Origin of the sequence: Nocardia sp. NPDC005978 (assembly GCF_040614455.1) — a bacterium.
Taxonomy (GTDB): Bacteria; Actinomycetota; Actinomycetes; order Mycobacteriales; family Mycobacteriaceae; genus Nocardia.
The window spans coordinates 1-12662 of record NZ_JBEXUS010000100.1; the positions used below are offsets into that span (position 1 = coordinate 1).

The 12662-nt window shown below is 69.1% G+C and carries 12 protein-coding genes and 1 riboswitch; of the genes, 9 read left to right on the plus strand and 3 right to left on the minus strand.

Annotated features, from left to right (window positions below; translation table 11 throughout):
- Nucleotides 1–110: 110 nt before the first annotated feature.
- The 8 genes from ABZ319_RS31790 to ABZ319_RS31825 all read left to right on the plus strand — a co-directional run bounded on the left by ABZ319_RS31790 (nt 111) and on the right by ABZ319_RS31825 (nt 7625).
- Complete coding sequence (locus ABZ319_RS31790) at nt 111–974, plus strand: lysophospholipid acyltransferase family protein (RefSeq protein WP_354990223.1); 864 nt, start codon at nt 111–113, stop codon at nt 972–974.
- Nucleotides 975–1135: 161 nt separating this feature from the next.
- Nucleotides 1136–2281 (plus strand): acyl-CoA dehydrogenase family protein, encoded by a 1146-nt coding sequence (locus ABZ319_RS31795; protein WP_354990224.1) that lies wholly within the window; start codon nt 1136–1138, stop codon nt 2279–2281.
- Between the two features lie 208 nt (nt 2282–2489).
- On the plus strand, nt 2490–3026 hold the full coding sequence (locus ABZ319_RS31800) for a hypothetical protein (RefSeq protein WP_354990225.1): 537 nt from the start codon (nt 2490–2492) through the stop codon (nt 3024–3026).
- 130 nt (nt 3027–3156) lie between these two features.
- On the plus strand, nt 3157–3783 hold the full coding sequence (locus ABZ319_RS31805) for an NAD(P)H-dependent oxidoreductase (RefSeq protein WP_354990226.1): 627 nt from the start codon (nt 3157–3159) through the stop codon (nt 3781–3783).
- The gene (locus ABZ319_RS31810; protein ID WP_354990227.1) at nt 3761–4987 is read left to right on the plus strand and encodes an MFS transporter; all 1227 of its coding nucleotides are present in this window, start codon (nt 3761–3763) and stop codon (nt 4985–4987) included. The genes ABZ319_RS31805 and ABZ319_RS31810 overlap by 23 nt, the downstream gene beginning before the upstream one ends.
- Nucleotides 4988–5143: 156 nt before the next feature.
- A riboswitch (SAM riboswitch) is annotated at nt 5144–5257 on the plus strand.
- A 15-nt stretch (nt 5258–5272) separates the two neighbouring features.
- Entirely contained in the window at nt 5273–6055 is a 783-nt protein-coding gene (locus ABZ319_RS31815) for an AfsA-related hotdog domain-containing protein (protein ID WP_354990228.1), read from the plus strand.
- Entirely contained in the window at nt 6052–6792 is a 741-nt protein-coding gene (locus ABZ319_RS31820) for an HAD-IB family hydrolase (protein ID WP_354990229.1), read from the plus strand. Before ABZ319_RS31815 ends, ABZ319_RS31820 begins: the two co-directional genes overlap by 4 nt.
- Nucleotides 6786–7625, plus strand: a complete 840-nt coding sequence (locus ABZ319_RS31825) for a hypothetical protein (protein ID WP_354990230.1) — start codon at nt 6786–6788, stop codon at nt 7623–7625. Before ABZ319_RS31820 ends, ABZ319_RS31825 begins: the two co-directional genes overlap by 7 nt.
- A 231-nt stretch (nt 7626–7856) precedes the next feature.
- Here ABZ319_RS31825 and ABZ319_RS31830 read toward each other — a convergent pair whose 3' ends face one another.
- On the minus strand, nt 7857–9062 hold the full coding sequence (locus tag ABZ319_RS31830) for a helix-turn-helix domain-containing protein (RefSeq protein WP_354990231.1): 1206 nt from the start codon (nt 9060–9062) through the stop codon (nt 7857–7859).
- Nucleotides 9063–9258: 196 nt separating this feature from the next.
- Here ABZ319_RS31830 and ABZ319_RS31835 point away from each other — a divergent pair, with 196 nt between their 5' ends.
- Nucleotides 9259–9837: a hypothetical protein gene (locus tag ABZ319_RS31835; protein ID WP_354990232.1), complete on the plus strand. Its 579-nt coding sequence runs from the start codon at nt 9259–9261 to the stop codon at nt 9835–9837.
- Between the two features lie 245 nt (nt 9838–10082).
- Here ABZ319_RS31835 and ABZ319_RS31840 read toward each other — a convergent pair whose 3' ends face one another.
- On the minus strand, nt 10083–11096 hold the full coding sequence (locus ABZ319_RS31840; protein ID WP_354990233.1) for an NADP-dependent oxidoreductase: 1014 nt from the start codon (nt 11094–11096) through the stop codon (nt 10083–10085).
- 192 nt (nt 11097–11288) lie between these two features.
- Entirely contained in the window at nt 11289–12521 is a 1233-nt protein-coding gene (locus ABZ319_RS31845; protein WP_354990234.1) for an Ig-like domain-containing protein, read from the minus strand.
- Between the last annotated feature and the right edge of the window lie 141 nt (nt 12522–12662).

Sequence of the window (12662 nt, forward strand, 5' to 3'; positions counted from 1 at the left end):
CGGTGTTGTGACCACCGCGGGGCCGCCGTCCGGTGTGACCCCACACACGGTGCCCCGCACGGGATTTCGTTAGCATTCGGCTATCGAATATCTCTGCAGGGAGGGATGTCTTGTCTCGAAATGACGCCACCGTGACCGAGCGGCTGACCGACGGTGCGCCGTTGCATGTCGAGTTGACCGAGGGAGATCGCCGGTTGATCGATGTTCTGGTCGCGCCGTCGCGCGCCTGGTTCAGTCCGCGTTTCTACGGACTGGAGAATTTCCCGATCGAGGGCCCGGTGCTCCTGGTCGGCAATCACACGCTCGCGGGCGGCACCGACGCGCCGCTGCTCGCGCACGAGATCCTCGTCAAGCACAACCGGCTGGTGCGGGGCCTGGCCGAGAATGTGCTGATCGATGTCCCGGTGCTGCGCGACGCGCTGCACCACCTGGGGATCGTGCGGGGGAATCGGCACAATTGCACGACGTTGCTGCGTGAGGGCGAGGCCGTCGCGGTCTTCCCCGGGGGCGGCCGCGAGGCCATGCGCGGCAAGGGCCAGAAATACAAGCTGCTGTGGGAGGGCCGGACCGGCTTCGCGCAGATGGCCATCGAAACCGGCGCGCCCATCGTGCCGATCGCCATGATCGGCGGTGACGACATCTTCGACATCGTCTTCGACGGCAACGACGCGGTCATGCGCCCGGTGCGCGGCCTGGTCGAGGCGATGGGCCTGCGCGGCAGCCTGACGCCGCCGCTGATCCGCGGCCTGGGCCCGACCATCATTCCCAAGCCGGAGCGCTTCTATTTCGCCCTGGGCACCCCGATCGACACCGCGCCGTGGCGCGACGCCGTCGACACCGCGGCCGCGGCCGTGGAGTTGCAGGTCGTGGTGCGCAAGGCGGTGGAGGAGGAATTGGGGTTCCTGCTCGGCGAGCGGGATCGCGATCGCGGCCGGAGTCTGCTCGGGCGCACCCTGTCCGCCGTGGGCCTCTGAGCCCGTAGGTTTACCCAGGTTCCCGCCTTCTGGACTGCGGCTTCACCGGTAGGAGTCGCAGTTCGAACCCCTTTCCGGGGGCTTGAAGTTAACAGCCATTCCGTTTTCGAGTACCGTGGACGACATCGGCGATGGGCCGCTGTGGCACTCAGGAGGTTGGCGTGGAACGCACTATTTTCGAACCGGAGCACGAGCTGTTCCGGGAGTCGTTCCGTAAGTTTCTCGATCAGCATGTCGCCCCGAACCACGAGCAGTGGGAGCACGACGGCATCGTCGATCGGGCGGTCTGGCTGGAAGCGGGCAAGCAGGGCTTCCTCGGCATGGCGGTGCCGGAGGAGTTCGGCGGCGGCGGGGTGAAGGACTTCCGCTACAACGCGGTGGTCACCGAGGAGGCCACCTACGGCCAGTACTCCGGCCTGGGCTTCGGGCTGCACAACGACGTCATCGCGCCGTACCTGCTCGAGCTGGCGAACGACGAGCAGAAGGCGCGCTGGCTGCCCGGCTTCTGTACCGGCGAGATCATCACCGCCATCGCCATGACCGAGCCCGGCACCGGCTCGGACCTGCAGGGCATCAAGACCCGTGCGGTCAAGGACGGCGACGACTGGATCCTCAACGGCTCCAAGACCTTCATCACCAACGGCGTCAACGCCGACATCGTGATCGTGGTCGCCCAGACCGATCCGGCCAAGGGCGCCATGGGCTTCTCGCTGCTGGTCGTCGAGCGCGGCATGCCCGGTTTCGAGCGCGGCCGCAATCTCGACAAGATCGGTCTCAAGGCCCAGGACACCGCCGAGCTCTCCTTCCAGGACGTGCGCGTCCCCGGCAAGAACCTGCTCGGCACCGAGGGCCAGGGCTTCGTCCACCTCATGCAGAACCTGCCCCAGGAGCGCCTGTCCATCGCCGTGATGGCCGCGGCCGCGATGGAGGGCTCGCTGCAGGGCACCATCCAGTACGTGCGTGATCGCAAGGCGTTCGGCAAGCCGATCGGCGCGCAGCAGAACACCCGCTTCGTGCTGGCCGAGCTGGCCACCAAGACCACCGCGGTGCGTGTCTTCGTCGACCGCTGCATCGAGCTCCTGAACGCCGAGAAGCTGACGGTCGAAGAGGCCGCGATGGCCAAGTACTGGAGCACCGAGGAACAGCTCGACCTCATCACCAAATGCCTCCAGTTGCACGGCGGCTACGGCTATATGCGCGAATACCCGATCGCCAAGGCCTACATGGACGCTCGCGTGCAGACCATTTACGGCGGCACCACCGAGATCATGAAGGAGATCATCGGCCGCGGCCTGAAGCTGACCTGACCGGCGGGAATTCGACTCCGACCGGCGCCGGACCGGTCGGAGTCAGCGGTCTTGCGGCGGGTCGAAGGCCGATACGGACCAGGTGGTCTCATTTCAGCGACAGTACTGAGCAGTTAACTGATAGCGAATTAGCATTGCGGTTGGGTCGGGTCCTACCCGATGGAGACAAGCAATGCGTAGAACCCGTGAGATTTTCAGAAACACACTGGTGGTAGGCATTGCCTCCATCGGTTTCGGGGCCACGCTCGCCCTTGCCCCGGCGGTTCAACCCCTGGCGCACGCGGATGCCGACTACGGCGGAGGCTGCGTCCTGTACGACGGCGACCGTGCAGCGACCATCGACTCGCTGCGATTCCGCTGCGGTCCCGGCCAGCTGGAGGCGCTCTACCGGGACGCTCCGCAGGGCGTGGTGCCCACGGGCGTCAGGAACGGGTGGGTGGCCGAGCCCGCCGATATGCAGGTGTGGTCCCCGGCACTGTGGATCGGCAAGACGTTCTACACCGGCCCCGACGGCGGGTACCTGCTCAACCGCGTCACCGGCGCGGGCCTAGAGGTCTACCAGGCCGACGTGTACCGGGGTCCCTCGGTGGTGGACGGCGGACCCACCTGGGTCCTGAACTACCGCCCCTCGCCGACCCCGCAACTGTGGGACGAGATCCGCGAAGTCACCCCGGGCGTCTGGTTCGGCTACTCCTACTGGCGAGACGGCCGCGACGCCCAACTGCTGAGCTTCATCCTGACCTGACCTCACCTGACCGACGCACGCCTGCCGCACCCGACCCGCAGACCGGCTTGCGATCACCGCGCACGTAACCCTCGTGGCGGGTGAGTATCCCTTGATAGACGTGGACTCCGTTGTCCACGAAAGGGATTCGATGACCACCCTGCTGCACATCAACGCCTCCGCGCGCGGCGATCTCAGCCGGTCCCGGGCGCTGGCCCGGACTTTCATCGACGGTCTGCTCGCCCGGGACCCGGAGCTGACCGTCGACACCCTCGACCTGTTCGAAGCGAACCTGCCCGAATTCGGCACGCACGCGGCCGAAGCCAAACTCGCCCTGTTCACCGGAAAGGAGCAGACGCCCGAGCAGGTGGCGGCGTGGGAGCGGGCGCGCGCGGTCTTCGACCGCTTCGCGGCCGCGGACCTGTACGTGGTGAACATTCCGATCTGGAACGCGAGCGTGCCCTACGTCTTCAAGCAGTGGGTCGACATCGTCACCCAGCCGGGGTGGGCGTTCGCCTTCGATCCGCAGAGCGGTTACTCGGGCCTGCTCACCGACAAGCGCGCGGTGACCGTCTACACCAGCGGCGTGCACCGGCCCGGCGTGCCGGTGGAGTTCGGCTCCGACTTCGCCACCCCGTTCGTGGCGGACTGGCTGAACTTCGTCGGTATCAAGGACACCGCCGAGATCCGTTTCGCCCCGACGGTTCTGACCGAGGACGCGGCGGCGGGCTTCGCCTCGGCACAGGAGCGCGCGCGTGAGCTCGCCGCCGGATACTGAACCCGCCCGCTGGGCGCCCACCGGCCGGACCGTCGGGGCCGTCTGCGCGGTGGGCATTCTCGTGGTCGGGCAGCTGTATGTGGTCCTGCCCGTGCTGAATCGGCTCGCGCAGGATTGGGACACCTCCAGATCGGCGGTGACCTGGACGACCACGGCGTTCGGATTGGCTTACGGCGCGGGCTTTCTCGTGACCGGACCGCTCTCGGACCGGTTCGGGCGGCGACCGGTGATCGTGGGCGGCCTGCTGGCCACCGTGGGCGGTTCGCTGATCGTGGCGCTGGCCCCGGGCCTGGCAACCGGCCTGGCGGCGCGGGTGGTGCAGGGGCTGACGGCGTCGTTCTTCGCACCCGCGGCCTTCGCCTATCTCTCCGAACGCATCGCTCCCGAACGCAGAATCTTCGCGCTCACCTGCCTGACGAGCTCCTTCCTCGCCGCCGGTGTGGTGGCACAGGTGCTCGCGCAGCTGGTGGGCAACGCGTGGGGCTGGCATGCGATATTCGTCACGGGGGCACTGGCTTTCGTGATCTCGGCGGGCGTGCTGCGGTTCGTGCTCGAACCGGGGCCGGAGCGGGCGATCGCACCGGACACGCCCGCGCCGGGTCCGGCAGGGACGCTGCGCGCGGTGTTCGCGCCGTTCGGCGGCCTGCTGCGCCGGCCTCGGCTGGTGCTGCTGTATCTCAGCTGCCTGGCCGTGCTCGGTTCGTTCGTCGGCATCTACACCGGTATCCAGCTGACCCCGCCCGACGGGGTCGGTTCGAGCAACGGCGCGCTGCTGGCGTTGCGCGCCAGTGCGATTCCCGCGATGGTCGCGGTGCCGATCCTGGCGAGCAGACTCGGCGTCATCGCGCCGGCGACCCGGGTGATCGGTGCGCTCGGCATCGCCGGGATCGCGGCTGCGATCACCGCGGTACCGCTGGGCGGTGTCTGGGTGGCGGCCTGGCTGCTGGTGTTCGTGGCGGCCATCGCGGTGGCGGCGCCCGCCGCCGTGCAGGCCATCGCGGCGCAGGCGGGTGCGGCCCGGGGAGCGGCCACCGCGCTCTACACCTTCGCGTTGTTCCTGGGTGCGAGCGCGGGTCCGCAGGTCGCCAATCTTGTTGCGCATAGGGGGTATTCGTCGGTTGCCCTGGCCATCGCCGTCCTGTCGCTGACGGGCGCGGCGCTCGCCGCCGCCTCGACCGGGGTGCGGTCGGCCGTTCCGGTCTGAGGTGCTCCGAGTGCATGTCACCGCAGGCTCGGCGTCGCGCCGGAACCGGTTTTCGACGGGGGCCAGTGGCGTCCCCCGTTCCGCCGGTGCTGGTTTCGACCACGCTGGTTTGAATCATTGTTGGTAATACGCAGTGCCACATAAGTTTTCGATCACGGTCATGAGTTCCAGCGACAAGCCCCGGCTTGCTGGGCGGCAACCCTCCAGTGGCGGCGGGGTGCTCCGGGTGACGACCGGATGGCGGCGAACGCGTCGCCATAAGCGTCTTCGCTCTCGGAGGAAACAATGTCTGTAGCCCAACTCTCTTCGGCGACCCCGGAAACCGCTACCCTGCGCGAAGTGGTGCTGGTGGCGGATCGATTCCGGGGTCTCGCGGTGGACAATCGGGCGTTCACGGTCTCCGGTCTGGTGGCCGTGCTGCGGAGCGGGGGATTGCGGGAGGCGGCCGAGCCGCTCATCGTTCGGATCGGGCAGGGGATCACCCGGCACGACCTGGACTACATCGAGCACGTGGCGGCCATTCACGCGCCCGCCGGGTTGCGAGTCCTCGACGCGGTCGCCGAGCCGGCGCCGCGGCATCAGGTGCACAAGTACCAGAACTCGAATGTGTTGCTGGCCAACCTGGTTCAGGATTCAGCGACCGAGTTCAGCGCCGATCTGCGCATCCACGGCGACAACGAGCTGCTGCTGGATCATCAGACCGGTGAGCACGTGCAGGGCATCGTCATCGTGGAGGCGGTGCGCCAGCTGTTCCTCGGGGCGTTCGAACTAGAGTACGGCCGGCGCTGGCCGGAGCAGCACTTCTACATCGTCTGGAACAGCATCGAGCTGAACTTCACCTCGTTCCTGTTCCCGCTGCCGGGCACCCTGCACGCGGTTCTCACCCCGATCTCGATCGAGGATCCGGCCAAGCTGGAGTTCTCGATCGAGGTGCGGGTGCGCCAGGCCGGGAACGACGTCGCCGACGCCCGCATCGCGTACGCGGCGCTGCCCAACGATCGCATCAGCCGGATCGAGCGGCACAAGGCCGCCAAGGCCATCGCCGCGCACCTGAACGAGGTCGCGTGAGCGCCGGTGCGCCGGTGCGCGCGGCGGCGTTCTTCGACGTCGATGAAACCCTCATCACCGTCAAGAGCATGTTCACGTTCCTGCGCTTCTGGCTCGCCGAGCACGGGGATGACGGCGCGCGCTACGCGCGCGTCGCCGGTGAGATCAAGGAGCGCGCGGCGGCGGGTGTGCCGCGCGAGGAGGTGAACCGGCACTACTACCGCGCCTATCGCGGGGTTCCGGGTGCGGAACTGGCCGAAGCCGGTCAGCGCTGGTTCGCCGAGTTCGAGTCCGGCGGTGCGGCGTACTACACCGATGCGGTGGAAGCGCTTCGTGCACATCGGGAATCGGGTGTGACGACCGTGCTGCTGTCGGGCTCGTTCGCCGCGGCCATCGCCCCGGTCGCCGCGGCGCTGGGTGCGGACCGGCTCATCGCCACCGTCCCGGTGGTGGACGATCACGGCCTGCTGACCGGTGAGGTTCTGCGTCCCATGATCGGCGCGGCCAAGGCGGACGCGGTCTCGGAGTTCCTGCGCGAGCACGGAATCGAGTTCGAGAACACCTTCGGGTACGGCGATCACGCCAGTGATCTGCCGTTCCTGTCGGCCGTGGCGCACGCTGGCTTCCGAGGTGAGGACCCGGTCCTGCTGGAGCGGGCGGGAACGCACGGCTGGGTCCATCTGAGCGATCGGGTCAGCGCCGCGGTCGGCGCGCCCGGCCGGCTGCTGTCGGAGAAAGAAGCGGTGTCCGTATGGTGAGCAAGACCTATGAGCTGACCCCGACCACCCAGGGTCCGCTGTATCCGCCGAGCGAAGTGCTCGACGCCGCAGGCGATTTCATCGTGGTCGGCTTCCTGAACGACGCGGGCCCGGATGGTTCGGTGACCCGGCGGTGGGGGCGGGCGATCGTGGCCGCCGACACCCCGGTGCCCAAGTTCGGCGCGTCCGCGCCGTACACGATCGTGCGCGAACTCGACGCGGAGCTGTCGCGGGCGGATGCGGAGAGCGTGCTCTACACCCTGCCGCTGCCCTTGCCCGCCAACAACTATCCCATCGTGTTCGCTCCCGATCAGCGACCCGACGCCGAATCGGTCCGCCGTCCGAGCTATGCGTTCCACGAGACGCCGATCCCGGATCTGCGGCCCGAGGACGGACGCAAACTCACTTCTCCGATCACCCTGGAGCAGTGGCTGCGCGCCCGCGGCACGCTCGAGGTGAGCGTGGGCGAGGATGGTCATCACGGTGAGTTCCGCTTCGAGTTCACCGACTTGATCCCCGATTCGCTCTACACCGTGATGTCTTTGCGCGCAAAGGATCTGGATCCGGACGCCCCGACCCGCCCGGGCCCGCTCGGGGTGCCGAACGTGTTCGTCACCGATGCCGCCGGCGCGGGCGCGTATCACGCGAAACTCCCGAATCCGTTCCCGGATCCGGCGGCGCCGGGTGCGAACCGCGTCATCAGCGTCGTGGTGCTCTGGCAGAGCTACCAGCAGAACTACGGCGGGGCTATCGGCCACTTCGGCCTGGGCGGGGACATCCACGCCCAGCTGAAGCTGCCCACCCCTGCCTTCGAGGAGTTCCGCACCGCTTGACAACCCATCGAGGCGCCGGCCGCGTGGTCCCCGTGACCGCGCGGCCGGCGCCGTGCCGTGCCGTTGGTGGCGGGCCCCGGCGGCAGCCGCCCGCGTCGGTGAAGCCGGGTGTGCGGCAGCCGGGGCGGGCCGCCCAGGTGCGAGGCGGTGTGCCCGGCGTGCAACCGATCGCGCACCCGCCCGGTCGCCGCGATCGGCTCACCCCCGTATCCCCCTCGGCGCCCGGTGCTTTCAGCGCTCCGCGGCGGTGCCGGCCAGCAGGCGATGCGCTTCGAGCGCCAGGTGAATCTCCGTCGCCGCGTGCGGTGCGGTCAGTCGGCGGCCGGTCAGCTCGGCGACGCGATTGAGCCGGAAGCGCACGGTGTTGCGGTGGCAGAACAGGGCGGCGGCGATGGCCGAGACCTCGCCGTCGTGGGTGAACCAGGCCCGGACGGTGTCCAGCAGCACGTCTCGATCGTGGTCGGGCAGGGCCAGCAGCGGGCCGAGCACCGTGCCGGTGAGCGTCACGGCGGTCTCGGGGGAGCCGACCAGCAGCACCTGGATCAACGCGTCGCTGTAGCGCAGCACCTCGCGAGAGCCCGGTTGCGTTGCCGCGCAAGCGAGTTCGGCCTGCCGCAGGCCGGTGACGGCCTCGGCGAGCCCGCCGAACGGGGAGCCGATCCCGACCCGGCCCACGGCGCGCTCGCTGAGCATGCCCTGGAGTCGAGTCTGGGTGAATCGTGCTGTGAGCGTGACGATTCCGATGTGATGGTCCGCGCGCACCCGCCAGGCCGAGGCCACCCCCAGCATGGACAGCGCCTTGTCGATGCCGGGCAGCGCTTCCTCGGTGGCGTTCCCGGTCGCGGCCATCACCACCACGAATTCGCCCTGCACCGGCAGACCGAGGGTGCGCGCGCACTCCCACAGCCGCGGTCCGTCGGCCTGGCCGCCCAGCACCGCGTCCAGCGCCGCGTCCTGGGCGCGGGCGTCGCGGCGTAGCTGTTCGGTCACCATCTCCTGGTATCCGGCGGTGAGCGCCTGGGAGTAGTCGTCGACGAGCTTCCAGATGTCGGTGGCCCGGGTGAGCAGTTCGCGATTGGATTCGGGGTCGGCCCCCGCCATGGTCACCAGTTCGTCCCAGATCACGCCGGATCCGATCCGGAAGGCGCGCAGAATCGCGGGTAGCGGGACGCCGTGCTCGGCCCGGCGCTGGCCGGTGCCGTGCGGCGCGGCGGTGCCCGAACCCGGGTTGCCCGCGAGATAGCCGAAGACCGCCTGGAGGTTCTCGCGCGTGGTGCGGCGCAGCTCTTCGGGGGAGACCTCCGCGCCGGGTCCGTAGACCGGGACGGTGCGTTCGATCTCGGTGGCCACCCGGTCGACGAAGGCGTCGAGGCGCTCGAGCAAGGCGACGCTGGCCCGGGCGAGGAAGCCCTCGGGCGGGGGTGTCGGGGTGCTCATGGGCGATGATCGTACCGTCCGCCATGATTTCCCCGCGCACCGTGACCTGCGCGGACCCGTCCCGCCGTGCGCGCGGCGGTGGTTGCCGCGCGAGCGCGCCACGCCCATGTCCATATCGTCCCGGCCGCACCGGTTTCCGCTGGGCCGCACGCGAAACACCCTCGTGGACGAGGGCTTCCGGCCTACCATCTGTGCCATGTCAGCCCCGCGAACCGGTTCGACAATGATCGAGGGGCGGGTCGCGCGCACCTCTCGGAGCCTGGAGATCACCTTTCACAGCGGCCCCGGCGACCCGCTCGCCGTCGCGGTCCGCGGCAGCAGTGGGCGCACCGCCCGGGCGGCGGCGCTGTTCGGCTTCCACACCGCCGGCACCGGTACCCACCGCATCACCTACTCCGACGGCTCCACGCTGCTCGTTCGCTCCCGCACCACCGCGCCCACCCGGTTGACCCGCAGCGACGGCACCGCCATCGCGACGATCCAGCGCGGCGACACCTCCACCGCCGTCGCCGCCACCGCCGGCCCGCTGTTCCATTTCGTCCCCGCCCCCAGCGACGCCGAGACACCCGCCCTGTTCCGCCTGCACGTCCTGGACCGCATGGGCGAGAAGTTCGCCCGCCTGCACGTCGTCCGCGCTTCCGAAGGCGACACCCCCCTGCTCGGCACCCGCCTGCTGCTGTGCACCCCGCCCGACGCGACCGAACGCGACATCCTCCTGGCCGTCTGCGTGGACATCACCCTCGGCCTGCGCCCCTACATAACCGCCATGAAGTGACCGCCCGCCCGCTCTCCAGCGCTCGGCCGCGGCGTTGCCTCGGCGACCGAACCCACATCGGCCCGGTCTGTAACCCCGGTCGCCCGCGCCCGCCTTCGGGTGCGTGGCCCCGGGTCCATCCGCCCCGGCTTCGGGTCGGCCTGCGGTAGCTCGCCGCCCCCGGCCTCGGTTGTCGTGCGTCGGTCATCGGCCGGTCGACCCACCGTGTTCCGGCCCGTGCTCGCGCCCGGGCGCACGCCCACGTGTCAGTCGGCGACCTTGATCACCAGCTTGCCCAGGTTCTTGCCGGTCAGCAGCCCTTGGAACGCCGGTACCGCGTTCTCCAGCCCGTCGACGATGTCCTCCAGATACGTGAGGCTGCCGTCGGCGAGCCAGCGGGTGGCGTCGGGGTAGAACTCGGTGAACTGGTGCAGGAACTCGGTCTGGATGAACCCGCGCAGGGTCAGGCTCTTGCGCAGGATCAGCGACATGAGCTGGCCGAGCCGGTCCGGGCCGGGCGGGAGTTCGGTGTCGTTGTAGGAGGAGACGAGCCCGCACACCGGGATGCGCGCGAACGAATTCAGCCGGGGCAGAACGGCATCCAGCACCGCACCGCCGACGTTCTCGAAGTAGACGTCGATGCCGTCGGGGGTGGCGGCGGCCAATTGCTCGGCGAAGTCGGGCGCGCGGTGGTCCAGGGCCGCGTCGAACCCGAACTTCTCGCGCAGCAACGCCACCTTCCGCGGCCCGCCCGCGATGCCGACCGCGCGTGCGCCCTTGATCCGCGCGATCTGGCCCACTGTCGCCCCGACTGGCCCGGTTGCCGCGGCGACCACCACGGTCTCGCCCGGTCGCGGCTGCCCGATGGTGAGTAGTCCGGAGTACGCGGTGAATCCGGGCATGCCCAGCACCCCGAGCGCGGTGCTCAGCGGAGCCTCGGCCGGATCGAGCTTGCGCAGGTATTGCACGTACTCCACCGAGTGCGTCTGCCATCCGCCGTAACCGAGCACGTAGTCCCCGGGACGCAGGGCCGGGTCGGTGGACTCGGCCACGCGCGAGACGGTGGCCCCGCACATCACGTCGCCGACCGCGACCGGCTCGGCGTACGACGGCGCGTCGCTCATTCGCCCGCGCATGTAGGGGTCGAGCGACAGGTACAGCGTCTGCAGCAGCGCCTGCCCGGGCCGGAGCGGTTCGAGTTCGGCGGTTTCGGTGCGGAAGTTCTCGGCGGTGGGCATACCGGTAGGCCGGGAAGCCAGGACGATTCGGGTGCTCTTCATCGGCGGTGCGACCTTTCGATGGGCGACCGTCCCAGTGTGGAACATCGGGCCTTCCGCCCCACCGCTATTCGGGACGCGTGTCCCGCTCAGTGGACGGCGGCGGCGCGCCCGGTGGGCTGCCGGAGCGCACTCCACCGCCGCGCACCCGGCGGCCTACAGCGAGCGCGGCGGAGCTGCCTCGGTGCGGTGGAGCTACCGCAGCGCGCTGCCCGCCACCCACACATCCCATGGCACGCCCCAGTCCCCGCCCTGCCAGATGTCCAGCGGATCACCGCCGGTGTTGCGCACTTCGAGCACATCCCCCGGCAGCGCGAATTCGTAGAACCACTGCGCGTTCTCACTGCTGAGGTTCAAACACCCGTGTGACACATCGGAATTGCCCTGCGCCCAGATGGTGGAGTCGAGCGCGTGGACGTAGATCCCGTCGGTGCTGACCCGGGTGGCCCAGCCGATCGTCTCCTTGTACCCGAGCCGCGAATTGACCGGCAGCCCATAGGAAGAGGAGTCCATGATGATCGGATTGGCCTGGTCCATCACGGTGTAGATCCCCGGCTGGGTCCAGAACGAGATCGTCTTGCCGCCGACGGTGGTGGATCCGCCCATTCCCATCGAGGTCGGCATGCTGCGAATCAGGTTGCCGTTCTCGAAGACGTCGATCATGTGCGTGTTGTCGTCGGCGATGGACACGTGCGCCGGGCCGATGGTGAACCCGACGCGGGAGTTCTCCTGCCCGAACAGCCCGGGCGCGAGCTCGACCCCGTACAGATCCGCAGCCACGGTGACCTTGGTGCCCGGCGCGTAGTAGTCGCGCGGCCGCCAGTGCGCGAGCCGGTTGTCGAGCCAGTGCCAGGCGCCCTCGACCTTGGGCACGGTCGTCACGACCAGGTGTTTCTCGGCCGTGGCCCGATCCAGCACGTCCTCGTCGAAATGCGCGCGGATGATCGTCCCGACGCCGTAGATCCCGCCCTCGGCCAGCAGCAGTCCGCCCGATGTCTTGAGCGCGGCCCTGGTCTGATTGGCCGGGGTGAGCGTGCTGAACGTGGAGGTGACCGGTCCGGTAGGCCCGGTGACGCTGATTCCGGTGGCCGAGATCGTGTAGCCGTGCCCGTATCCCGGCGGTTCGAACGGCGTCCAGGCCGTCTTGTCCGGCGTCAGCGCGCCCTCGTGGACCCGGCCGGTGTCGTCGGTCATGGTGACCGTGCCGAGGATGCCGTGGTCGGTGGAAACCCGGACCGGCAGCGCGGGATTCACGAACTCCGCCCCGCCGGCGGGCGTGATCGTGATGACCTGCGGCGGTGGTGCGGCGGTCGGCGGTATCTCGCTCGAGGTAGCCGAGGAACACGCGGAGAACAGCAGTACCAGCGCCGCGAATGAACCGATGGCGGCGGAGGGCCGAAAACGCCGGGGTTGCATAGGCTCTCCCATCGTGCACCTTGTTACTGGGCAGCCTAGTAGATGACCCCCGCTTTTCCGGGCTTGTGCCAACGTGGAGTTTTATCTACTGTCTACGGACGTAGATAGTAGATATGGACTTGCGCCGGTCGACCACCCCGGCGCGGGCATCAC